The 23,140-nt window shown below is 71.1% G+C and carries 21 protein-coding genes; 17 read left to right on the forward strand and 4 right to left on the reverse strand.

Annotated elements, in window-relative coordinates; genetic code table 11:
• Positions 1–103 precede the first annotated feature (103 nt).
• The 6 genes from QQS16_RS35955 to QQS16_RS35980 all read left to right on the forward strand — a co-directional run bounded on the left by QQS16_RS35955 (position 104) and on the right by QQS16_RS35980 (position 6,944).
• Positions 104–1,126: a bifunctional DNA primase/polymerase gene (locus tag QQS16_RS35955; RefSeq protein WP_286066834.1), complete on the forward strand. Its 1,023-nt coding sequence runs from the start codon at positions 104–106 to the stop codon at positions 1,124–1,126.
• Positions 1,123–2,655 carry a DNA primase family protein gene (locus tag QQS16_RS35960; RefSeq protein ID WP_286066704.1) on the forward strand — a complete coding sequence of 511 codons (1,533 nt, stop codon included), beginning with the start codon at positions 1,123–1,125 and terminating at the stop codon, positions 2,653–2,655. Before QQS16_RS35955 ends, QQS16_RS35960 begins: the two co-directional genes overlap by 4 nt.
• Before the next feature lie 169 nt (positions 2,656–2,824).
• A complete protein-coding gene (locus QQS16_RS35965; protein WP_286066705.1) occupies positions 2,825–3,208 on the forward strand; it encodes a DUF6009 family protein in 384 nt (127 codons plus the stop codon).
• A gap of 687 nt (positions 3,209–3,895) precedes the next feature.
• Positions 3,896–5,005, forward strand: coding sequence for a bifunctional DNA primase/polymerase (locus QQS16_RS35970; RefSeq protein WP_286066706.1), 1,110 nt, complete (start codon positions 3,896–3,898; stop codon positions 5,003–5,005).
• Positions 5,002–6,546, forward strand: a complete 1,545-nt coding sequence (locus tag QQS16_RS35975; RefSeq protein WP_286066708.1) for a DNA primase family protein — start codon at positions 5,002–5,004, stop codon at positions 6,544–6,546. The genes QQS16_RS35970 and QQS16_RS35975 overlap by 4 nt, the downstream gene beginning before the upstream one ends.
• Positions 6,543–6,944, forward strand: a complete 402-nt coding sequence (locus QQS16_RS35980; protein WP_286066709.1) for a DUF6009 family protein — start codon at positions 6,543–6,545, stop codon at positions 6,942–6,944. Before QQS16_RS35975 ends, QQS16_RS35980 begins: the two co-directional genes overlap by 4 nt.
• 78 nt (positions 6,945–7,022) lie before the next feature.
• Here the strand turns inward: QQS16_RS35980 and QQS16_RS35985 are convergent, their stop codons facing one another.
• Positions 7,023–8,978 carry an acyl-CoA dehydrogenase family protein gene (locus tag QQS16_RS35985; protein ID WP_286066710.1) on the reverse strand — a complete coding sequence of 652 codons (1,956 nt, stop codon included), beginning with the start codon at positions 8,976–8,978 and terminating at the stop codon, positions 7,023–7,025.
• A gap of 385 nt (positions 8,979–9,363) precedes the next feature.
• Between QQS16_RS35985 and QQS16_RS35990 the strand changes: the two genes are divergently transcribed.
• From QQS16_RS35990 to QQS16_RS36040, 11 genes are all read left to right on the forward strand, one after another.
• The gene (locus tag QQS16_RS35990) at positions 9,364–10,053 is read left to right on the forward strand and encodes a ScbR family autoregulator-binding transcription factor (protein ID WP_286066711.1); all 690 of its coding nucleotides are present in this window, start codon (positions 9,364–9,366) and stop codon (positions 10,051–10,053) included.
• Between the two features lie 110 nt (positions 10,054–10,163).
• The gene (locus tag QQS16_RS35995; RefSeq protein ID WP_286066712.1) at positions 10,164–11,384 is read left to right on the forward strand and encodes a cytochrome P450 family protein; all 1,221 of its coding nucleotides are present in this window, start codon (positions 10,164–10,166) and stop codon (positions 11,382–11,384) included.
• 146 nt (positions 11,385–11,530) lie between these two features.
• Positions 11,531–11,749, forward strand: coding sequence for an acyl-CoA carboxylase subunit epsilon (locus QQS16_RS36000; protein WP_286066714.1), 219 nt, complete (start codon positions 11,531–11,533; stop codon positions 11,747–11,749).
• A gap of 81 nt (positions 11,750–11,830) precedes the next feature.
• The gene (locus QQS16_RS36005; RefSeq protein ID WP_286066715.1) at positions 11,831–13,417 is read left to right on the forward strand and encodes an acyl-CoA carboxylase subunit beta; all 1,587 of its coding nucleotides are present in this window, start codon (positions 11,831–11,833) and stop codon (positions 13,415–13,417) included.
• A gap of 76 nt (positions 13,418–13,493) precedes the next feature.
• Positions 13,494–14,237, forward strand: a complete 744-nt coding sequence (locus QQS16_RS36010) for a ScbR family autoregulator-binding transcription factor (protein WP_286066716.1) — start codon at positions 13,494–13,496, stop codon at positions 14,235–14,237.
• Positions 14,238–14,388: 151 nt separating this feature from the next.
• Positions 14,389–15,219, forward strand: a complete 831-nt coding sequence (locus QQS16_RS36015) for an AfsR/SARP family transcriptional regulator (protein WP_286066717.1) — start codon at positions 14,389–14,391, stop codon at positions 15,217–15,219.
• Between the two features lie 51 nt (positions 15,220–15,270).
• Positions 15,271–15,915 carry a ScbR family autoregulator-binding transcription factor gene (locus QQS16_RS36020; protein ID WP_286066718.1) on the forward strand — a complete coding sequence of 215 codons (645 nt, stop codon included), beginning with the start codon at positions 15,271–15,273 and terminating at the stop codon, positions 15,913–15,915.
• Positions 15,916–16,082: 167 nt separating this feature from the next.
• A complete protein-coding gene (locus tag QQS16_RS36025; RefSeq protein WP_286066719.1) occupies positions 16,083–16,835 on the forward strand; it encodes an acyl carrier protein in 753 nt (250 codons plus the stop codon).
• Positions 16,836–16,848: 13 nt separating this feature from the next.
• A complete protein-coding gene (locus tag QQS16_RS36030; RefSeq protein ID WP_286066720.1) occupies positions 16,849–18,567 on the forward strand; it encodes a beta-ketoacyl [acyl carrier protein] synthase domain-containing protein in 1,719 nt (572 codons plus the stop codon).
• Positions 18,564–19,394 carry a 4'-phosphopantetheinyl transferase family protein gene (locus QQS16_RS36035; protein WP_286066721.1) on the forward strand — a complete coding sequence of 277 codons (831 nt, stop codon included), beginning with the start codon at positions 18,564–18,566 and terminating at the stop codon, positions 19,392–19,394. Before QQS16_RS36030 ends, QQS16_RS36035 begins: the two co-directional genes overlap by 4 nt.
• Before the next feature lie 648 nt (positions 19,395–20,042).
• Positions 20,043–20,867, forward strand: a complete 825-nt coding sequence (locus QQS16_RS36040) for a thioesterase II family protein (RefSeq protein ID WP_286066722.1) — start codon at positions 20,043–20,045, stop codon at positions 20,865–20,867.
• Here QQS16_RS36040 and QQS16_RS36045 read toward each other — a convergent pair.
• The 3 genes from QQS16_RS36045 to QQS16_RS36055 are packed head-to-tail and all read right to left on the reverse strand — an operon-like array spanning position 20,821 to position 23,040.
• Positions 20,821–21,777: an aromatase/cyclase gene (locus tag QQS16_RS36045; protein WP_286066835.1), complete on the reverse strand. Its 957-nt coding sequence runs from the start codon at positions 21,775–21,777 to the stop codon at positions 20,821–20,823. The genes QQS16_RS36040 and QQS16_RS36045 overlap by 47 nt on opposite strands.
• A gap of 33 nt (positions 21,778–21,810) precedes the next feature.
• Positions 21,811–22,764 (reverse strand): MBL fold metallo-hydrolase, encoded by a 954-nt coding sequence (locus QQS16_RS36050; protein ID WP_286066724.1) that lies wholly within the window; start codon positions 22,762–22,764, stop codon positions 21,811–21,813.
• A gap of 12 nt (positions 22,765–22,776) precedes the next feature.
• Positions 22,777–23,040: an acyl carrier protein gene (locus tag QQS16_RS36055; protein WP_286066725.1), complete on the reverse strand. Its 264-nt coding sequence runs from the start codon at positions 23,038–23,040 to the stop codon at positions 22,777–22,779.
• Positions 23,041–23,140 lie beyond the last annotated feature (100 nt).

Consider the following 23,140-nt stretch of genomic DNA (forward strand, 5'->3'; position numbering starts at 1 on the left):
CCGAAGGGACTGAAGGACCAGACCCTCGCCGAAGGACAGACGCGTGCCCGGCCCCGACGTGATGAGAGTGCCCGCTGCCGCGCGGACTGCGACATCCCACGCTGTGGCCCGCTGGTGCGCCGAACAGGGCTGGCCGGTGCACCCTCTCGCGGTCGGCCGTAAGACGCCCGCCGCCAACTGCCCGGCCTGCAAGGGCACGCACCACCCTCCGGCCGGGTGCGCGTGCATCCCGGCCGGCCGCCCGTGCCACGGGTTCCACGCCGCGACGACCAGCACGACGCGTATCGACACCTGGTGGTCCCAACAGCCGTCCTGGGGTGTCGGTGTCGCCTGCGGCGGAGCCGACCTGATCGTCATCGACATCGACGCACACTCCACGCCGGTCCCTGACCGCAGCCGGCTCCTGCCCGGCATCCCCATCCACGACTCCGTGAACCTGCACGGCCTCGCCTCCGGCTTCGACACCCTGGCACTCCTGGCAGCCCTGCGCGGCCAGCCCAGCCCGGCGGAGGACGACAGCACACTGAGGGTGCGCACCCCTTCCGGCGGACTGCACGTCTGGTACCGCAACCCCCACCCGGCCACCCGGTTCCGCTGCTCGACCGGATCCAGTACCAAGGTCGCCCTGGCCTGGCAGGTCGATGTCCGGGCCGACGGCGGCTACATCGTCGCCCCCACCACCCGCACCACCCAGGGCACTTACCTGCGGGAAGGACCGTCCCACCTGCCTGCGCCGCTGCCCGAGTGGCTGGGCGAGGAACTCGTGCGGACCGGACACACCATTCAGCGGCCGACAGCCGCGCCCCGGCCCACAGGAGTTCCCCGCAGTCGGCGTCCCCGGACCCCCGTGCGCGCGCACCGCGTCCTGGACCCGCTGCTGCTGGAGGTCGCCGACTGCGCGGCCACACCCGAGGGCGCCGCTTTCACCGAGAAGCTCAACAAGGCCGCCTACACGGCCGGAGGACTGGCGGCCGCCGGGCACCTTGACGAACCCACCGCGCGCGCTCTGCTGCGCGAGGCCGCCGACACCGCGCGCCCCTGGCAGAGTGCCCGAAACGAACGCATCATCGACGACGCCCTCGCCGCCGGGTCCGCCCGCCCGCTCCACCTCGAAGGACGTTCATGAGCAGCGCCGAGACGCCGCGCTTCGACGCCACCGCTGCCGCCCAGCAGATGCTGGACCTCGAACAGACAGACCATCAGCCGCCCGCGCTGCCTGCCCAGGCCCACACCTCCCCCCTGCCGACACCGTCCTGGGCGCTGCCGGCTCCGCTGCCCACCTCGCTCACCGACCGCGGCAACGCCAAGCTGTTCGTCAAGCTCTACCGCGACCAGTTCCGCCACGTCGAAGGCCTGGGCTGGTTCTCCTGGGACGGCTACCGCTGGAAGCGCACCGGCGGCGAGAAAGCCGCCCTGTGGGCCGCGGGCGAGATGGCCGAGGACATGCCCGACACCGACCCGCGGGGCGTGTTCAGCGACCGTGAGCTCCACGTGCACAAGAAGCGCACCCTGTCGACGACCGGCATGAAGGCCCTCCTCACTCAGGCCAAGGCATCCCCGGACCTGTCCGTCGACCCCGACACCCTCGACGGCGATCCCTACGCCCTGTGCACCCCGGGCGGTGTCGTCGACCTGAACACCGGTCTGATGCGCAAGCCCGACCCCACCCGGGACTTCCACTCCCGCGCCACCAGCGTCGCCCCCCAGCAGATCGAGACCCCGCGCTGGCACCGCTTCCTGCATGACACCTTCGGCGACGACGCCGAGGGGCAGGAGATGATCGACTTCCTGCACCTGCTGCTGGGCTACTCCATCACCGGCGATGTCGGCGCTCAGGTCCTGCCCTTCCTCCACGGCCACGGGAAGAACGGCAAGAGCGTCCTCCTCGACACCATGATCCAGATTCTGGGCGACTACGCGGACGCGGCTCCGCCCGGATTCCTCATGGACCGCGGCGCGTTCTCCGAGCACTCCACCGAACTCACCGAACTCCATGGCCGCCGTCTCATCGTCTGTAGTGAACTCAAGCCCAACGACAAGTTCGACGAGGCCCGTGTCCGGCTCCTGACCGGCGGAGACAAGATCAAGGCCCGCCGGATGCGGCAGGACTACTTCTCCTTCAGCCCCACCCACCACCTGTGGCTGCTCGGCAACCACAGGCCGGAGGTCTCCACCGGGGGTTTCGCGTTCTGGCGCCGTATCCGCCTGCTGCCCTTCGAACGCACCGTCCCCGACCACCGCAAGATCGACAACCTGGCCTTCGAACTCGTCCGCGACGAAGGCCCCGGCATCTTGCAGTGGCTCATCGAAGGCGCCCGCCGCTACCTCGCCACCCGCGACAACCTCGAGGGACCCGACCGCGTCCGCATCGCCACCACCGCCTACGCCAACACCGAAGACCACATCGGCCGGTTCCTCACCGAATGCTGCACCCGCGATCTCGAGGGCCAGCCCGACCTGCGCGTCGAACAGGGCCTCCTGTACACCACGTACGCCTCCTGGTGCAGCGCCGGGGAAGGCATCCGTCCCGCCGGTGCCCGCGCCTTCGCGACCCGGGTCCGGCAGGAAGTGGGCCTGGCCTCGCCCGCCGACATGATCAAATCCAACGGCCGCAAGTACTACCCCGGCCTCGCCCTGCTGGATGCATCGTCATGAACCAACCGCGTCACCACCGGAGCCGACCGCCCGGCACCCAGGTGCCCCTGCACACTCCCACCCACCCGGCCTACCATGACCTTGCGGGGTCGGGCTCCACCACGGGCAGCGGACCACAGCACGAGACCGACCGCCGTCCGGCCCGGCACACACAGAAGGGGCAGCAGCCATGAGCTCGCTACTGACCGAGGGCGATCTCACCCACGAAGCGCACGTGGTGTGGCTGGAAGACCCCGAGAACCTCGACTACGTGCGCCAGGCACTCGACAAGACCCCCCGCCGCCGTAACAAGCCCCGCTACGCCCGCGACGGCCGCATGGTGGGATACGCCGAGCTCGACGACCACGCCGAGGCCGACCCCGACAGCGGCCTCTACCGCCGCCGTGTCTTCTTCCTGCTCCCGCACGACCGTGACACCCAGCCCCAGGGGCTCTACCAGGAAGGCGCCCCCGGAGAGGCTGTCGATCCCCGCACCATCGACGTCAGGAAGGTGGGGGAGAAGACCCCCCGCTCACAGCGGGGACCTGCCGCGATAACCGGCACCCGTTCCTGACCTTCCCGGCCCGCCGCTCCCGAACGCACCCGCGCCCCATCCCGGATCACCGGGGTGGGGCGCCGTGCGTGGGGAGCTGGTGGAATCCGGTCGCCGCCCGGCCTCCGCCAGGCCGGAGGCCGCCTGGCGGCGAACGAGGAGACCTGGTCGGGGATCCCGGCGGCCGGCACGGGGGAGGGGGCGCTGAAGGATGGCTGGAGAGTCGCTTGAGTCGCTCCCGGCCACGGCGGCCGAAAACCGAGGCCGTCTCCAGGCTCCTCCCGAGTGATCCGCAGACAGGTCAGCGACTGAGGAACAGCTACCGAGGACGGTTTGGGTCGCTCTCGGTCGCTGAAGAGAACCCCCAGGTCAGAGCCGTCTCCGTGAAGAAACAGCGACTGAAGCGACTCAAGGCCCGGGTATATGAGGACATTGGCGTGCGCGTGTGTGTGCGCGTGTGTGCGTCATATATAGGGATCTTGAGTCGCTTCAGTCGCTGTTCTGGGTTTCACGGCCGCTGTGACCTGCGCTTTCATCCAGCTACCGACGCAGCTGCCCAACCGGCTCCGGTAGCTGGCCTGTTGCGCGTCGGTCGCTGAGGCCGGTGCTGGATCGAATCTTTGTTTTCCCATGGCCCCCTCATGGCTCAGATGCTTCGCTAGGCTGTGTCGGTCGCTCAGTCGCTTCGGTCGCTGGTGGGGGGTGCGCATGGCCTCTGAGCTGCGGGAGTCGTACAGCTACTCAACCAGCTGCACGACGCGCCCCGTTTCTGCTGCGCGCTCGTTGGCGACCGCCCGGTGGTGTGCCGGCCAGGGCTGGCCCGTCCATCCGCTGGCGCCGGGGCGCAAGACGCCCGCGGGCAACTGCCATGCCTGCCGACGGCCCGGGCACACCCACCGGGGATGCGGCTGCCCGGCCGCCGGGCGCTGGTGTCACGGATTCCACGCCGCCACCCTGGATCCTGCCCGGATCGATCAGTGGTGGGGCGCGAACCCGGACCTCGGTGTCGGGGTCGCCTGCGGGCCTGCGGGTCTGGTGATCGTCGACATCGACGCGCACGAACAGGTACTTCCGGACAGGAACCGGCTGTTACCGGGCATCGGGATCGCCGACGGCGTCGACCTGACCGGACTGGCCAACGGATTCCACACCATCGGCGTGCTGGCCGCCCTGCGGGGCGTCACCAGCCCGGCCGACGACGAGACGACCCTGCGGGTGCGCACCCCCTCGGGAGGCCTGCACGTGTGGTACCGGGCCCACCGCACCCACCGCTGGCAGTGCTCCACCGGGTCGGGCGCCCGCGCCCTCGCCTGGCAGGTCGACATACGGGCGCACGGCGGATACATCGTCGCCCCCGGCACCGTGACCGAGGCAGGAGGGTACGAGCCCGTGGGCCCCGCACGCGAACCCGCGGCGCTGCCCGCCTGGCTGGGCAGCGAGCTGGAGCGCACCGGGCACCTGCCGCCCGTGGACGTGCCCGCGCCGCGGCCCGTGCCGCCCCGCGCCCGCCAGGCCGTCATCGCCGCCGGCGGCGGTCACGGGGCCGCGAGCCGCACCCTGGCCGCCCTGCTCGCCGACGTGGCCGCCTGCGCCGCGGTACCCGAAGGAGCCGCGTTCTCCGAGAAGCTGAACCGCGCCGCCTACACCGCCGGAGGGCTCGTCGCCGCCGGACACGTGTCGGCGGCCGAGGCCGAGCAGGCCCTGAGGGAGGCGGCCGAGCACTCCCGCCCCGGACAGGAACGCCGCTACGCGGCCATCATCCGCAGCGGTATGAACGCGGGCCGGCTACGCCCCCTGACCCCGGGAAGCCACGCATGACCCCCCGCCAGGACAACACGCTCTTCGATCCCCGGGCGGTCGCCGTGCAGATCCTCGCCCAGCCCGTGCCGCCCCGGACGGACGACCACAGCGAGCCCGACAGGGACCAGCAGGCTCAGGGCGAGGCCACCAGGGACCAGCAGGCTCAGGGCGAGGCCACCGCCGACGGACTGCTCCCCGACACCCTCAGCGACCGCGGCAACGCCAAACTGTTCGTCAAGCTCTACTCCAACGACTACCGCCACGTCCCCGGGCTCGGCTGGTTCCGGTGGGACAGCACCCGCTGGCAGATCGACGAGGACGACACCGTGATGTGGGCCGCCGGGGACCTGGCGGAGTCGCTCGCGACCACCGACCCGCGCGGCGTGTACACCCCCGCCGCGCTCCAGCAGCACCGCCGCCGCGCGCTCAGCACCAGTGGCATGAACGCGTTGCTCACCCAGGCCAGGTCCGCTCCCGGCATGGTGCTCAACGCGGCGCGGCTGGACGCCGACCCGTACGCGCTGTGCACCCCGGCCGGCATCGTCGACCTGCGCACCGGAGTGATCCGTACCCCCGACCCGAACAAGGACTTCCACTCCCGCTCCACCACCGCGGCCCCGCGGCCGATGCCCACCCCGCGCTGGGACCGGTTCCTCGCCGACACCTTCGGCGACGGGCCCGAAGGCCGGGAGATGACCGACTTCCTGCACCTGCTGCTGGGCTACTCCATCACCGGCGACGTCGGCGCCCAGGTCATGCCGTTCCTGTTCGGCTCCGGCAGGAACGGCAAGTCCGTGCTGCTGGACGTCCTGATGAAACTCGTCGGCGACTACGCCGACGCGGCCCCGCCCGGCTTCCTGATGGCCCGCCCCTACGAGGGTCACCCGACCGACCTGGCCGAACTGCACGGGCGGCGCGTCATCGTGTGCACCGAGGTCAAGCCCGGAGACCGTTTCGACGAGGCCCGCGTCAAGCTGCTGACGGGCGGCGACCGGATCAAGGCGCGCCGCATGCGCCAGGACTTCTTCAGCTTCGAACCCACCCACAAGCTCTGGCTGCTGGGCAATCACCGCCCCGAAGTCGGCACCGGCGGCTTCGCGTTCTGGCGGCGCATGCGTCTGATCCCGTTCGAACGGGTCGTCCCCGACGACCGCAAGATCGACAACCTGGCGGACATCCTTGTCACCGAGGAGGGCCCCGGAATCCTCAACTGGCTGATCCTGGGCGCCCGCCGCTATCTGAGCGGCGAGAAGGACCTCAGCGGGCCCGAGCGCGTCCGGATCGCCACCACCGCGTACGCGGAGACCGAGGACCACACCGGGCGCTTCCTCGGCGAGTCCTGCCGGCTCCACCCCGATTCCAGAGCGGAACAGGCCCAGCTCTACGCGGCCTACAAGGCATGGTGCCAGAATGAGGGGGCTCCGGCGGTCTCCTCCCGGGCCTTCGCCGCACGGGTCCGTGAAGTGGTGGGACTCGCGTCGCCCAAGGAGATGATTCTGTCCAACCAGCGGAAGTACTACCCGGGCATCGGACTGGTCGCCGACGAGGAGACAGAATGAGCGCTCTCATCGCAGAGGACGAGATCGTTCACGAGGCCGACTTGGTCTGGCTCGAGGACATCACCAGGCTCGACTACGTCCGCCAGAGTCTGGACCGGCTGCCGACCCGGCGCGGCAGGCCCGCGTACCACCGCGACGGCCGCATGGTCGGCTACGCGCTGCTGGGGCCCGGCGCCAAACCGTCCCGTTCCTCGGGCACCTTCCGCCGCCGGGTCTTCTGGCTGCTGCCGCACGACCGCGACACCGACCCCGAGGGCCTGTACGCGACCGGCGCGCCCGCCGAGGCCGTGGACCCGCGCACGCTCGCGCCCGGCAGCAAGGGGTGCAAGACCGAGCGGTCCGAGGGCGGGCCGCCCTCGACGGCGATGCGGGAGCTGGGGATCACGCTGCCGCTGTAGCCCGCCGCACGGTGCGCGGACTGGCCCGAAGGGGCCCGCGCACCGTGCCCAGGGTCGTCGCGCGCCGGATGTTCCCTCTCAGGCCAGCATGGCGAACGATCCCTCCAGGGTCTCGTCGAACAGCCTCGGCCGGCGGGCCGGCTGGGGCACCACGACGTCCCGGGACGTGGTCGTGGGTGTGGCCAGGAGCAGGTCGTCCAGCAGGATCGAGGGGCCGCTGTTGGCGAGGGGAATGCTGGCAAGGAACTCCTCCGGCAGATCGAACGCCTCGACGAGCAGTGGCAGATGGGGTGCCAACTCCTCCATGAGGGCGTCGACGGCCGTCGGCAGCTCACGGACATGAGCGGGCGTCAGGTAACCCTCGGCCAGCAGGTCACCGGTGTGCCGGGTGAGTTCCTGCAGCAGGAAGAGCCGGCACAGAGCCTCGAGCAGGAAGCGTGCGGTGGGTTCCGCCGTGCGCTCGATCGCGGCGAGGAAGGCGTCGGCGGCTTTCAGCCGGGCATGCGCCGAGACCATCTCGATGCCGGCCGCGGACGCTCCGTTCCACCGGCCGAGGGGGTTGCCCGACGGACCCCGTCGCAGTGCCCCCCGGGCCCGGAGTTGCCACAGGTGCTCGATCCCGGCCAGTAGTCCCCGCAGGAACGACAGCTCGGTCAACGGCTGCTCGTCCAGCGGCAGGAGGGGAGGAGAGGGCTTCTCGGTCCGGTGCTCGAAGAGCATCTCCGCGGCGGCCTTGACCCAGATCACCAGGTTGTCGCCCTCTGCCGTGATGGTGCCCTCAAGGTTCTGGGTGATGTCGGCCATACCGTTGAAGTGGAAGAGCCCGGCCGCTCCGCAGCGTTCGCGGCACTCGAGCGTGATGTCGCGGCTCTGCCAGGTGATCCATCCCTTGCTGACGGCGATGAGGCGCTCGACCTCGCCCCGTTCCTCCTCGGAGTGATCGACCCAGCGGCCGAGTACGTCCCGGTGCAGGAACGTCATGGCGTACGTCGAGGCGACGGCGTTCAGAAGCCTGCCGTGGTGGCTGCGGTGCGCCGACACAGGGACCCGCTCCCCGGCCTTCGTGCCGCTGACGGTGCGGTGCTGCGAGCGGCGTACGGCGATCGACAAGGCGGCCCGGGACACTCCGACACTCGCTGCGCTCATGCACAGTTTGCCCCAGGTGACACGTCTTATCGAGTGCAGGAACCGCTTGCGTGGACTGCCCAGGCTGCTGCTGAGTCCCGCGTCCGGCGTGAGCCGGCCGTGCTCCCCCTCCAGCAGCGCCTCGCGGGGAAGACGCACCTGGTTGAAGCTGGTGAGGCAGTGATCGACCGGGCTGCCGAGGCGCTCGGGCAGCGGGCGTACGTGAATGCCCGGGCGCAGACCGCTCTCGTCGCTCAGCGGGGTCAGGAAGAGGAACACACCCTGGTCCTGACCGTCGACCAGGAGGCGCGCCGCCACCACCGCGCTCTTGGGACCGCCGATCAGGCTGGTGTTCGGCATGAACTTGATGGCCCCGGGAGCAGGCGTGTGCAGTACGAACTCGTTGGTCTCACGGTCCAGTTCGCAGGTGGTCTCCAGGGCCGCCACATCGTTTCCGTGGTTCAGCTCGGTGCACAGAAACGTTCCTGTGCGCTGCATCGAGGTGAACTCGGACAGTTGGTGGCACGTACCGTTGCCATGGTCGAGAAGGCTCCCCAGGAACAGGTTGTAGTGGATGCCCGCCAGGGTGCCGAGGCCGCCGTCCACGACGCCCGTCCACTCGTGCAGGCTCGCCAGCAGCTGTGGGTCGAGGGCCAGGGATGCCGCGCTGTCGATGCTCTGGTTGATGATCCGCAGCCGTTCGTAGGAGAGCGCCGTGCGTTCCACGGTGGAGAGCCCGGGGCGGTAGTGGAACTCCTCGTTCGCGATGAGGCCGCGCCAGGCTCCGTGCAGCCGGCCGCGGTCGTGCCCGTCGAACAGTTGGTGCGTGATCTCGCTGATGGTCGCGTCGGTGGGGTCCGCGGCTCCGATGGTGCGGGGAGCCTGGGTCTGGATCGTCAGCAGGGTCATACCCTCTCCACATGTGAGGTTTGTGTGTGGGGGGAGAGGCGCCGAACACAAAATACATACTCTCCGGTTTCTTTCCAAGCACTTTAAGAATGCTTGACCTCCCGGTATCCGGACGGGCTCCTTCCAGGTGAGCGCGGTGGGGGCTCGAGGCCGCTCGCCCGTGACGAGGCGGTGGAGGGGGCGCGGCCGCCCCGAAACGGGGTCTTGAAAAACCGGGGGGCAGGTTTTATTGTCTGCGGCGGGGGATGCACCGTGGCGCAAAGTAGGCAGACAGTCGAAGAGGACCATCCCGTATGCGGAGGTGTGTTAGTAAGATTCGAACCTGCCGGTTTCTTTTTCCTGGCCGGTACGGATGAAGAGCCGCAGAGCGGCGTGGAGGTGTGGTGTGGCACGACAGGATCGAGCCATCCGGACGCGACAGGCCATCGTGACTGCCGCCGCCCATGTATTCGACGACGTCGGGTACGAGGCAGCGACCATCTCCGAAGTCCTGAGCAGGTCCGGGGTGACCAAAGGGGCCCTGTACTTCCACTTCGCTTCCAAGCAAGAACTTGCCCAGGAAGTCCTCGCGCAGCAGGTCGGAGCAGTGCCGCCCATCCCGAAGCGGGATCTGCTGCTACAGGAGGCGGTGGACCGCGCTCTGGTGCTCTCATACCTGATCGGCGGTCTGCGTGACCCGCTGGTACGGGGGAGCATCCGGCTCACTGTGGAGCAGGGGATGCCGCTGGACGGCTTGGACCGGCGCGTACCGTTCCAGGAATGGGTCGACTTCAGCGCGTCCATCTTCGAGGAAGCGAAGGCAAGGGGGGAGATCCTTCCCCACATCGACGTGGACTCCATCGCCAAGCTGTTCGTCGGAGCCTTCACCGGGGTCCAGATGCTTTCGAGCATCCTGACCGACCACGCGGACATGACGGAGCGCACGACGGTTCTGTACCGGCAGCTGATGGCGACCGTCGCGGTTCCCTCGGTTCTCGTACGCCTGGAGATCGTTCCGGAGAGGGCGGCGCGCGTCTACGAGGAAGCCATGAGACTCCGCCTGGAAGCGGAGGCGGAAGTGGCAAAGGCAAGCTGAGCAGTTGAGTCTGACCATGCGTCAGTGACTCGCCGGAGGGGGACGGCAGCCTTCTTCGGGCGCACCAGTTGGAACGTGCCATGCAAGAACCAACTCAGGAGAGGGCACCCATGGAGCTAACCGCATGCCCGTATGCGCTGGATGTCTTGGGGCGCGATCACGTGGGCCAGGCCGCCGAGCTGCGGGGGCAGGGGCCGGTGACGCAGGTGGAACTTCCGGGCGGGGTGGTGGTCTGGTCCGCCACCTCCCACCAGTACGTGAAGCGACTGGTCGCGGACCCCAGGGTGTCCAGGGACGCCCGGCACTGGCCCGCCTTCACGGAGGGCCGGATCACTGAGGACTGGCCGCTCTACTACTGGGTGTCGGCGCAGAACATGTTCTTCACCGACGGCGGAAGGCATGCGAGGCTGCGCCGGCTGGTGGCCGGCGCGTTCACCGCGCGGCGCACCGAGGCTCTGCGGCCCCAGGTGGAGGCGATAGCCACCGAGTTCCTCGATGCCATGGCAGCCGCACCGGCCGGCAGCCAGGTTGATCTGCACACGTCGTTCTCCCGGCTGCTGCCCATGCGCGTCATCTGCGAGTTGTTCGGGGTCCCCCGGGACATCAGGGATGTCCTGTGCAACGAGCTGAGCACCACGGTCAGCACTGTGGCGACGCCGGAGGAGACCACCGCGTCGCAGATGAAGGTCTTCGGCCTGCTGGGCGAGCTGGTGGCCCTCAAACGGTCACAGCCGGGCGACGACCTGACCTCCGCGCTGATCGAGGCCAGGGACCAGGGGCAGGGGCTCACCGAGGAAGAGCTGGTGGGAACCCTGAACCTCATGATCGTGGCAGGGCTGGAGACGACGAGCCTTCTCATCGAGAACGCCGTGGTGGCGCTGCTCTCCTGCGCCGAACAGCTCGAACACGTACGGTCCGGCCGTGCCGATTGGGACGATGTGATCGCGGAGACCATGAGGACCCGCAATCCCGCGGCCTTCTCGCCCCTGCGGTACGCCGTGGAGGAGATCGACCTCGACGGCGTCGTGATCCGCAAGGGGGACCCCATTCTGGTGAACTTCGCCGCTCCCGGGCTCGACCCGGAGTTCTACGGCGACGACGCCGCCACGTTCGACCTCCTGCGCACCGACCGTCGGGAGAACCTGGGTTTCGGGCACGGGGTGCATCGCTGCCTGGGGGCCCCACTGGCCAGGCTGGAGGCCGCCGTTGCCCTGTCGGGCCTGTTCGAACGCTTTCCTGACATGACACTCGCACGTGGTGCGGAAGAGCTCGAACCGCATCCGTCCTTCATCATCAACGGCTACCGGGAGCTGCCCGTGCTCCTGAGGTGAGGCCTTCCCCTGGTGTGCGACAACGGACTCCGCAGCCCGGCCGGGCTGCGGAGTCTCGTGCTTTGAGACGGTCCTGAGCGGAGTTCGAGCAGCCCTTGAGTCGCCCGGCCGACGGTGTCCCCAAGCCTGAGAAGGGAAGTAGGGGCATGGGCAACGGCGAACCCACCCTGCGCGTCGAACGCGGGCAGGCCAGCGCCGCAGAGCTGGCGGTACTCACTGTCGTCCTCCTCGCCCTGCGCGGCGGCCGGGAGCAGCCGGAGCGGGCGCTCGGCTCCGATTGGTGGCGGAGGCCGGACACCTACAAGGCGCCCTGCAGTTGGCAGCGACGCGGGTCATCAGGAGCGGAGCAGCGCCCCGAATGGTAAACCGCCCAAGCGGTTTGTTATTGTTCACCCGAGTGGACCCGGGGCCGACTTCCATGGTCGTGCCCCAGGAAGGGACCTGAAATGGCGATGCTGACTGCCCCCACGGCTGCGGAGACACGGCCCACCGGCGGACGCGGGGCGGAACTGCGGGCGATCCGTGCGCAGGCGCTGGCCGGCCCGAGCGAGAAGGCGACCGAGGCGCAGCACGCCAAGGGGAAGCTGACCGCGCGGGAGCGTATCGAGCTGCTGCTGGACCCGGGTTCGTTCCGGGAGGTCGAGCAGTTGCGCCGGCACCGGGCGACCGGTTTCGGTCTGGAGGCCAAGAAGCCGTACACGGACGGTGTGATCACCGGGTGGGGGACGGTGGAGGGCCGTACGGTCTTCGTGTACGCGCACGACTTCCGGATCTTCGGGGGCGCGCTGGGCGAGGCGCACGCCACGAAGATCCACAAGATCATGGACATGGCGATCGCGGCCGGGGCTCCGCTGGTGTCGCTGAACGACGGGGCGGGCGCGCGGATCCAGGAGGGTGTCTCGGCGCTGGCCGGTTACGGGGGCATCTTCCAGCGCAACACCAAGGCGTCCGGGGTGATCCCGCAGATCTCGGTGATGCTGGGTCCGTGCGCGGGCGGCGCGGCCTACAGTCCGGCGCTGACCGACTTCGTGTTCATGGTCCGCGAGACCTCGCAGATGTTCATCACCGGTCCGGACGTCGTCAAGGCGGTGACGGGTGAGGAGATCACCCAGAACGGGCTGGGCGGGGCGGATGTGCACGCCGAGACGTCGGGTGTGTGCCACTTCGCCTACGACGACGAGGAGACGTGCCTCGCCGAGGTGCGCTACCTGCTGTCGATGCTCCCGCAGAACAACCGCGAGAACCCGCCGTGGCTGCGCGGCTCGGACCCCGTGAACCGGCGGAGCGACGCCCTGCTCGACCTGGTCCCGGCGGACGGCAACCGTCCGTACGACATGACCAAGGTGATCGAGGAGATCGTCGACGACGGCGAGTACCTGGAGGTCCACGAGCGCTGGGCGCGGAACATCATCTGCGCGCTGGCCCGCCTGGACGGCCAGGTCGTCGGCATCGTCGCCAACCAGCCGCAGTCGCTGGCCGGGGTCCTGGACATCGAGGCGAGTGAGAAGGCCGCGCGGTTCGTCCAGCTGTGCGACGCCTTCACCATCCCGCTCGTGACGCTGGTGGACGTACCGGGGTTCCTGCCGGGTGTGGACCAGGAGCACGGCGGAATCATCCGCCACGGGGCGAAGCTGCTGTACGCGTACTGCAACGCGACCGTGCCGCGGATCTCGCTGATCCTCAGGAAGGCGTACGGCGGTGCGTACATCGTCATGGACAGCCAGTCCATCGGTGCGGACCTGACGTACGCCTGGCCGACGAACGAGATCGCCGTGATGGGCGCGGAGGGTGCCGCCAACGTCGTCTTCCGCCGGCAGATCGCCGAGGCGGAGGACCCCGAGGCCATGCGGCAACAGGTGGTCAAGGAGTACCGGGCCGAGCTCATGCACCCCTACTACGCGGCCGAACGCGGCCTGGTCGACGACGTCATCGACCCCGCGGAGACCCGCGAGGTCCTCATCCGCTCGCTGGCGATGCTGCGGACCAAGCACGCCGATCTGCCCTCCCGCAAGCACGGCAACCCACCGCAATGAACCGACGAACGACGGGACGCGGCGGGCGCCCCCGCTCAGGAGTGCCCGCACCGCGGCCCGAGCCAGGAGACGACTGATGGTCAAGCAGGAGCGTGCGGCCCGTACCCGCCAGGCTCTGATCCGTGCCGGAGCCGAAGTGTTCGCGGAGGAGGGACTCACCCGCACCTCGCTCTCGACGATCAGCCGGCGGGCCGGGGTGAGCAACGGTGCGCTGCACTTCCACTTCGAGAACAAGCAGGCGCTGGTGCAGGCCATCGAGTCACAGGCACTGGAGGCCGTGCGACAGATCACGCGGGACGCCGCGGCGCGGGACGGCGGCCCGCTTCAGTCGCTGGTGGATGCCACGTTCCGGTTGATGAGCGTGATCGGCGACGACGTCGTGGTCCGAGCGGGGTTCGAGCTGTCCGACGATCCGAGCCGTGGTCAGGGGCCGACGATGCGGCGCGAATGGCAGCGCTGGGTCGAGGACGTGCTGTTGCGGGCCGATGAGGACGGCTGGCTCGCCGAGGGGGTGTCGGCGGACGACGCCGCCACTGCCGTCGTGGCCGCCACGGTCGGGTTCGAGGTGCTCAGCGGCGAGGACGAGGCGTGGCTGTCCGAGGAGAAGGTCACCGGATTCTGGTACCTGCTGCTGCCCCGGCTGACCGAACGGCACGCTCTGGTGTGCGTGAGCGCGCGGGAGAGCGGGCGTGGCCCGAAGACCCCGCACAACAGGCGGCGTGGTCTGTCAGCGTCCACCGTCGATACAGGACCGGTCGACCCTCTCGCGACCCTCCCAGCGGGCAAAGATCCAGCTAAGGCGGACATTGAGTCACGCTAGAGTTCCCAGCGAGTAAAAAACAGCCGCGACGGTTTCATATTGACAAACCCTCCGGTCTGTTTTTAACTGAGTGCGAGCCGGGAGCGGCTTCGTCAAGACCAGACGTCGGGCGACTCACGTACTCAACTCATGCACGGATAGGGGAGACGGCATGGACATCGCAGTGCTGGGCGCATTGGACGTCAGGGAAAACGGGGTCTCGGTGACCCCGACGGCACCGAAGCCGCGCCAGGTTCTGGCGTTGCTCGCCCTGCACGCCGATCAGGTGGTGCCGGTCGCCGCGCTGACCGAGGAACTCTGGGGCGAACAGCCGCCGCGCAGCGCGCGCACCACGCTCCAGACATACGTACTCCAACTGCGGGAACTCATCTCGACGGCCATCGAGCGCGACCCGGAGGGCGCCCCGGTGCGCACCCCCAAGGACGTGCTCGTCACCTCGCCGGGCGGCTACCTGCTCAACACCACGGGCGGCGCCAGCGACGTCCGCGACTTCGAGCGGCTGGCCGGCACCGGATACCGGGCCATGGACGCCGGCGACTTCGCGGGCGCGGCCCGTCAGCTGCGGGACGCCCTCGCGCTGTGGACCGGCTCCGCCCTCGCCGACGTACAGACCGGCACACAGCTGGAGATGGAGACCAGGCGGCTGGAGGAGACCCGGCTGTGTGCGCTCGACCAGCGCATCGAGGCCGACCTGCGGCTCGGACGCCACCGCGAACTGCTGGGCGAACTCACCGTCCTGGTCAGCCGTTACCGCACCCACGAGAACCTGCACGGTCAGTTCATGCTGGCGCTGCACCGCTCCGGCCGTCGCAGCGAGGCCCTCGACGTCTACCAGAGGCTGCGCACCGCCCTCGTCCGTGAACTGGGCCTCGAGCCCTCCGCCGGCCTGCGCCGGATGCAGCGCTCGATCCTGATGGCCGGGCCCGAACCGACCTCGGTCGCCTCGGCCGGAGGCGGCGAGCGGCTCAGCCGCGTCGGCTGAGCCGTCGTCAGGTCGCCACGAGGACCCGCCGTACGCGAGGAGAGGGCCGCCATGCAGGACAGGTCGGAAAGGACGCGGCGCAGACTCGTCCGGGCCGGCGCGCAGATGTTCGACCGCACCGGCTATGCCAGCACGACACTGGCACAGATCGTGCAGGAGGCCGGTATGACGAAGGGGGCGCTGTACTTCCACTTCGCCTCCAAGGACGGTCTGGCCGATGCCGTGCAGGAACAGGGCCACACCCTGCTGCGCGACTTCGTGTCCGCGCAGCGGGCGGCCGGTGTTCCGCCGGTGCAAGCGCTGATCGACATGACGCACTGGCTGGCCTGGGTGCTCCACGAGGACCCGGTGATCCGGGCCAGCTTCCGGATCACCAGCGAATGCGCCGGCCGGCAGCCGCCGGTCACCGACTTCCACCAGGTATGGATCACCGAGGTGCTGCGGCTCCTCGACCGGGCCCGCGAAGCCGGGGAACTGCGTGACCACGCCACCGCGGAGGGGCCGCGGACGCTGCTGTCCGCAGCGGTGTGCGGGATCGGAGTGCTGTCCGGCACCGGTATCTCCGCTCCCGAACTCCGCCGCAGGGTAGGGGCCCTGTGGGACTCACTGCTGACGGTTCTCGTGCCGGCGGATCAGACCGGACGTTACGACGTACACGCCTGCGCACTGACGGCCGGACTCACCGCGGCGGTCTGAGCGGCACACGGAGTCCTCGTCCGGCCGGCGCCCCCAGCCGCGCCCGGATCCCTCGTGCGGACCAGCCGCGGCCGCGCAGTTCATCCCGTACGGCGATGGTCCCGGCTCATCCACATCATCGACACTTCCGTAGTCGGTTGGCCGGGACGGATTCTGGAGTCAAAGCCATGCCCCAAGACAGCGAGACATCCCCGAGCGCGGTGTCCGCCGACCTCACGACCGAACTCGTGGGAATGCTCGCCACCGTCCTGCGCCTCAAGGACGAGAGGATCGACGCGGAGCAGACGTTCCAGGCGCTGGGGCTCGACTCGTTGCTGACCGTCGAGTTCGTCGCCACCGTCAACGCTCGTTACGGCACCTCGGTCAAGCCCGACGCGCTGTTCGACCATCCCACGCTGCTCGAACTGGCCCGGCACGTGGCGCGCGAGCGGGGAATGCCCGGCACCGCCCCCTTCGACCGGCCGGTCTCCCGCGCGGTGGAACGCCGAGCGGCCCGTGTCCCGGCCCAGGCTCCCGCGCCTGCCGCGCCGTCCGCGTCCTCCGTCGCCGAGGTGCTGGGCGTGCTGCGCGAGGAGCTCGCCCGCATCCTGTGCTGCGACCCTTGGGACATCGACACCGCGGCGGCCTTCAACGTGCTGGGAGTGGACTCCATCCTGGGGGCGGAGTTCGTGGCGACGATCAACGACATCTACGGACTGCGCGAGCGCGCCGTCACCCTCTACGACCATCCGAACCTGGCGTCCATGGCCGCCCACGTCGCCTCCGTGACGCCGGCGGGTGCCGCGGCCGCGGCACCCGTGACGGTCACCGACACGGCTCCGGCCGCCCGGGTGATGGGCCTGGACGCTCTCCTCGACGCGGTGCGCGACGACCGGATCTCCGTCGACGACGCGCTCGGTCTGCTGCCCCAACGGTTCTGAACGGGCGGAGAACATGGACGAACGCGAGATTCTCACGCGATTCAAGCAGGGAACGCTCGGCCGGGAGGAGGCCGCGCTCCTGCTGACGAACCGGCCGGCCGACACGCCGGTGCCGGCCACCGCGCCGCCGCAGGCCGACGGCGTTCCGGCAACGGACGTCGGATACGCCGTCGTCGGCCTCGCCGGGCGCTACCCCATGGCTCCCGACCTGCACGCCTACTGGGAGAACCTGCGCAAGGGCCACGACACGTCCTGCGGCGCGCCCGCCGGGCGGCCCGGCGGCTCCGTGCTCGGGCCCGGACAGCGCGGGCACTTCCTGGACGGCGTCGGGGAGTTCGACGCGGAGTTCTTCGGACTCACGCCCCACGAGGGCGCCCTGATGGACCCTCAGGAGCGGCTCTTCCTGGAGACCGCCTGGGAGGCACTGGAGGACGCGGGCTGCACCGGCACCCGCCTGGACGCGCTGACCGGCCCCGGCGACGTGCCGCGCGCGGTCGGGGTCTTCATCGGCGTGAGCTCCGTCGACTACGCCCTGCTGGCCGCCGAGTCGTGGACGCGCGGACAGCGCCGGATGCCCGGCAGCGGCCACGGGGGCCTGCCCGGCAGGCTCGCCGCGCTGCTCGGACTGAGCGGGCCCGGGCAGGCCGTCGACACCGGCGTCTGCTCGGCTCTCACCGCCGTCCATCTCGCCGTCGAGTCCCTGGCGCGGGGCGAGTGCGCGGCTGCCGTCGCCGGCGGCGTCGAACTGCTGCTGCACGCCTCGCGGGCCGGTGACGGGGCCGGGGAGGGGGTCGGGGCGCTGGTGCTCAAACGGCTCGACCGGGCGCTCCTGGACGGGGACCGGGTGCACGCCGTCATCCGCGGCACGTCGAGCGGATTCCGGCGGGGAGCCGGAGGGGGCGGTGCGGCCGGGGGCGATGACACCCGGGCGGCCACCGCCGTCGGCCCGCGCGAGACGCGGGAGACGATCGTCCGGCGGGTCGGGGACGCCGGGGCGGCCCTGGGCGTCGCGGGGATCACCGCCGCCGTGCTACAGGTGGGACAGGGGATGATCGCCCCCGCGCGGGACGGGGAGGAACCCGTGCCCTGGCAGCGGGAACAGGATGAGCAGGGGCGCGAACTCCCTCGCGGCGCCACCGTCGAAGTGGAGGGCGAACGAGGGCTGGTCGCGCGCACGGTCGTCGAGGAGTTCCTGCCCCCGCACGGCACACGGCGAGCCGACGGGGCCGGCCGCCACGAGCTCGTCCTGCTGTCCGCGCCCACACCCGCCCATCTCGCGGCCACCGCCGCCCGGCTGGCCGACTGGCTGGAGCAGGGCGTGGAGGCGGCGGGCGACGCGGTGCTCACCGATGTGGCACGGAATCTGCGGACCGGGCGTGCCGCCATGCCGTGCCGGATCGCGCTCCTGGTCGGTGACGTGCCCGAACTGGTCACCGGGCTGCGGCGGTACGCCGAGACCCGGTCCGGGGGCGAGAACCTGCGCCAGGCCGATCTGCGGGAGGGTGGAGCCGATCCGCTGGGACTGGGCGAGGCTCCCGAGACACGGGACTATCTGACCGCGCTGTGGCGCAGCGGACGCCTCGAACAGCTCACCCGGTTGTGGCTGTCCGGGGTCGACGTCGACTGGGCCGCGCTGGAGAGCCCGTCTTCGACGGCGCGAGCGGTACCGCCGCCGTCCGCGTTCCTGCGGCGGACGCTGTGGTGGGACCCGGTGGGGGAGCGGGCCGGATGAGCGGTACGCCTCCAGCGCCGCAGCACACGAACCCCCCGGGGCCGGACGAGGTGGTGAAGCTGTGGTTCTGCCCCAACGAGGAACTCGCACCGGGCATGGCCGCCACCCTGGCCGCGCACTGGCTGGACGAGCACGAGCAGGAGACCGCCGGCAGGTTCCTCTTCGAACGCGACCGGCGCCAGTACCTCGTCGCCCACGCCCTCGTACGGCGTGTGCTGGCGCTCGAGAGCGGGCTGCCGGAGGCCGAGGCGGTGATCTGGCGCTCCTCGCGCGGGCGGCCGTTCCTTCAGAAGCCGCCGGAAGGACTGCCCCGCGGCGGGCGGGAGCTGGACTTCAACCTGTCCCACGCCCAGGGCCACAACCTGCTCGGCGTGGTGCGCCGCCACCGGATCGGTGTGGACGTGGAGCGCCTCGACCGCGGTGACCAGGGCTTCGACACCATCGTGGAGACCTTCGCCGAGGAGGAGCGCGACTGGGTGGCCGAGGCCGCGCCGGGCCGGCCACGCGACCGGCGGGTGCTGCGGCTGTGGACGCTGAAGGAGGCGTACTCCAAGGCGCGGGGGCTGGGCCTCGGACTTCCGTTCGACTCCTTCTCCTTCACGCTGGCCGAGGACCGCGGAGTGACCGGCTTCCGGCCGCCCGAGAACGACCACGAACGGTGGTGGCGCTTCGTGGAACTGGAGCCGGTGCCCGACGTGGTGGCGGCCGTGGCCGTCCTGGCCGGCCCGCAGGCGCCGCCCGTCCTCCAGCTGCACCACGGGTTCCCCTGGGGACGGGCCGCACCGCGGCTGCTGACCCTGCCCGAGCCGGTGAAGGTGCTGGTGTAGGCCCGCGCCGCAGCACCGGCCGGACACCCTCGGCGACGACCCGGCCGCCGACGGCAGAGCCGCCGCCGCGGGTGACGGCGGCCGGGTGACGGCCGGGCTGCGGGAGGCGCGGCGGCGGGCGGTCACGTGGCCGCTGCGGCCGGGGGAACGCGGTGGGCGCCGACCTGCCCGGCGGAAGGGACGCGAGCTCGCCGTGCTTCCTGGCCGCCGGACGGGCCCGGCCGGCCGCCGAGGCCCCGCACGGGGAGCGCGCCCCCTTCACCGGCGGCGGCGAGGGTATCGCCGCTGGGGCCGCCGGTGCCGAGGCCGGCGATCCGGGCGGCGCCGGACCGACCACGAGGACCGTCTCCTGCCGTCCGGGCCGCCCGGCACCTGCCGGCGGGCCGGCGCCACGAGCGGGGCTCCAGTCCGGGACCAGGGAGCCTCGTGCTCCTGGGCAGACTCTCCAGGAAAGAAGGACGCGGCGACCGGCGCCGCCCGGCACAAGCGCTGCCGCGTGCCCGCGCGGCCCGGGCCGCGCGGCGGGAGGACACAGGTGCCGAGCGCCTGCGGGAACCCGGCCGGGTCCGGCGGACGTCCGAACGGACCAGGGCCCGGGCCCGCATCCGCCCGCACCACCCCGGCCGACAGCCTTCAGGAGAAACCCTCATGACGACGAGCCCCGCCCCCAGCCCCTGGCTCAGGAACTTCCGCCCCGCCCCCGACGCGCCGGTACGTCTGGTCTGCCTGCCGCACGCCGGCGGAGCCGCCGGCTTCTTCTTCCCCGTGGCCCGGGCGCTGGCCCCCGGCGTGGAGGTGCTGGCCGTGCAGTACCCGGGCCGCCAGGACCGCCTGAGAGAGCCGGCCGTCACCGACATCGACGTGCTCGCCGAGCGGATCGTCGACGAACTCGGCCCGTGGACGGACCGGCCCTACGCCCTGTTCGGGCACAGCATGGGCGCCATCGTCGGCTTCGAGACCGCGCGCCGGCTCCAGGACGCCGGCCGGGGCCCCGTCGAGCTGTTCGTCTCCGGGCGCCGCGCCCCCGCGCTGGAGCGCGACAGGGACCGGCGGCAGCCGGTCACCGACGCCGAAGTCCTCGCGGAGGTACGGGCGTTGAACGGCACCGGGGACGCGTTGCTCGACGACGAGGCGACACGGAACCTGATCCTGCCCGCACTGCGCTGCGACTACCAGGCGGTACGCGACTACCGCCACCGGCCCGGCCCGGCGCTGGAGTGCCCCATCACCGCGTTCACCGGCGACCGCGACCCGAAGGCCGAGGTCGGCCAGGTGCGGGCCTGGCAGCAGCACACCCGGTCCGCGTTCGAGGTGAACGTGCTGCCCGGCGGCCACTTCTTCCTCGTCGACCGGGCCGCCGAGGTGTGGGGCAGCATCGGGGACCGCCTGGCCGGGGTCACCGCCCCGCCCGCAGCGGGCCGGCCGGTCACCGGACCGCGCGTGCCGACTCCGCGTGCCGCTTGGCGAGGTTGAGGGTGGCCGTGGAGTTGCGGCCCAGCGCCTCACGGACGTAACGGCGGGCCTGCGCGAGGGAGGCGCCCGCGCCGAGGACCGGTTCGATGGCCTCCTCGCGCAGGATCACGCTGTGCCGGGAGGTGACGGTCGCACCGGTCCCGTCGGGTACCACGGACCACACGCCGGTGTGGGCGTCCATCAGGGCCGGTGTGGCCGTCTGCTTGTAGACGATGCGGAACGTGTCGGGGAAGCAGACCCGGATGGACTCGGTGGTGTGCACGGACCCGTCGGCGGTGCGGGTGTCCATGGCCATCACCTGCACCCCGGGGGTGTCCTCGGCCAGGTCCAGGCGGTCGACGTGCGGAACCAGCCTGGGCCAGTCCGCGACGTCGCGGAGGAAGCCGTAGACCGGTTCGGCCGGGCCCTGCACCCGCACCGTGTCCTCGAAGGACAGCGTCAGTGCGTCCAGGCGCCGCCACCGCTCCGCGAGGTCCCTGACCCGGCCCAGCTCCGCACGGCTGTTGGTGTCCGTGGCCCGCTCCACCCACGCGACGTCCTCGGGGCGGTCCCCGCCCACCGTGAAGTCGTGCAGCAGCACCAGCCGGGACGCGCTCTCGCCCCGCTCCTCGACGATCCAGCTGCCGCCCATCCCGGTGAGCGGGGCGGCCGAGACCTCCTGGCGGAAGTCGACACGACGGTCGGCCGCGGCCAGCCGGCGGCGCGACGTCCACGACTTGACCGTGCCGTTGGCGGTCGCCCACATCCGCAGCCGCTCGTGTCCGCCGCCGGACTCCAGCTGTTCCACGTGCACGTTCGGCGGGAAGAACAGCGGCCACCGCACCGCGTCCGAGACCAGCCCGTACACGACCGCCGCGGGCGCGGCGATCTCCACGTCGTGCGCTGTGCGGTGCACCTGTTCGGCCGGCACCTTCGCCACCTCTTTCTCCGGGGTGAGGGGCGGTCAGGCCCCGCAGGCGGGCAGGCCGCCGTGATATTCCGTCATCTCCTGGAACAGGGCCGGGACGTCCAGCCGCTCCCCGGGCGCCGCCCCCTGCTCCTCCGCGTAGGCCCGGTGCAGGTTCGGCACCAGCCGTTCGGCGTCCAGCAGCCCCGCGAAGGGGCCGGGGCCGGCGGCGCGGGCCAGCTCCAGCGGGCTCGCGCCGTCCGCGACGCCCGTGCGGGCGAGGTCCCGCAGCCGGCGGAAGTACGCCTCGTCGGCGTCGAGCAGCTCCGGGCCGCCGACCGGGCCGTGACCGGGGACGACCACCAGCGGGCCGAGGCGGCGCATGCGGTCCAGAGCGGCCAGGGAACCGCTGACCGACCCCATCACGCAGAACGGCGTGACACCGGACATCACCACGTCGCCGGTGAACAGCACCCGCTGCTCGGGCAGCCACACCGCGGTGTCGTTGGTGGTGTGCGCGGCCGGGCCCAGGTGCAGCAGCTCCACCCGCACCCCGCCCGCGTGCAGGGTCAGCGCGTCCCGGTAGGTGATCTCGGGCAGCGTCAGTTCGATGTCGCCCCAGCACACCTCGGGCCACAGGGACGTCAGATGCAGTCCCGCGGCCGCCATGTCCAGGCGCGTCCGCTCGTGCGCGACGACCACGGCCTCCGGGAACAGGTGGTTGCCGAAGGTGTGGTCGCCGTGGAAGTGCGTGTTGACCAGGGTGCGCGGCGGCACGGCCGTGACCCGCAGCACCTCCTCGCGCAGCCGCCGCGCCCGGGCCTCGGTCGCCGCGGTGTCGACGAGCACGCCCCCGCCCCCGTCGCCCACGACCAGGCCCGCGTTGTTCAGGCACCAGCCGCCGTCGGGCTGCACGAAGGCGTACACCCCGTCGGCCACCTCCGCAAGCGTGGCATCGACGACGCCGGCGCTCACGGCGCGGGCCTCGGGCAGGGCGCGCAGCACAGTCATCCCCCCGTCCGCTCAGGCGGCGGCGCGCTCGGACAGCGCCCTGTTGACCAGCTCCAGGTAGGCGCGCGGCGTCTCGGCCTCGTCGATCGCCTCCTCGTCCAGGAGCACACCGAAGTCCCGCTCGATCCGGCCGGTCGTCTGAAGCACCGCCAGCGAGTCGTAGCCCAGGTCGGCGAACGGCACGTCCAGGACGTCGCCGTCCAGGTCCACGCCCTCCTCCTCGCCGGCGCACTCGCGCAACAGGGCGATCAGGTCAGTGAGTTCGAGCCGGTTCACGTCGTCCCTCTTTCCACGGTTTCCACGGTTTCCACGGATTTCCTCGGGGTCCTCGGGGTCCTCGGGGTCCTTCGGTACGGGCGGTGCGGGCGGCAGGCGC

Origin of the sequence: Streptomyces sp. ALI-76-A (assembly GCF_030287445.1) — a bacterium.
In the GTDB taxonomy this organism is placed as follows: Bacteria; Actinomycetota; Actinomycetes; order Streptomycetales; family Streptomycetaceae; genus Streptomyces.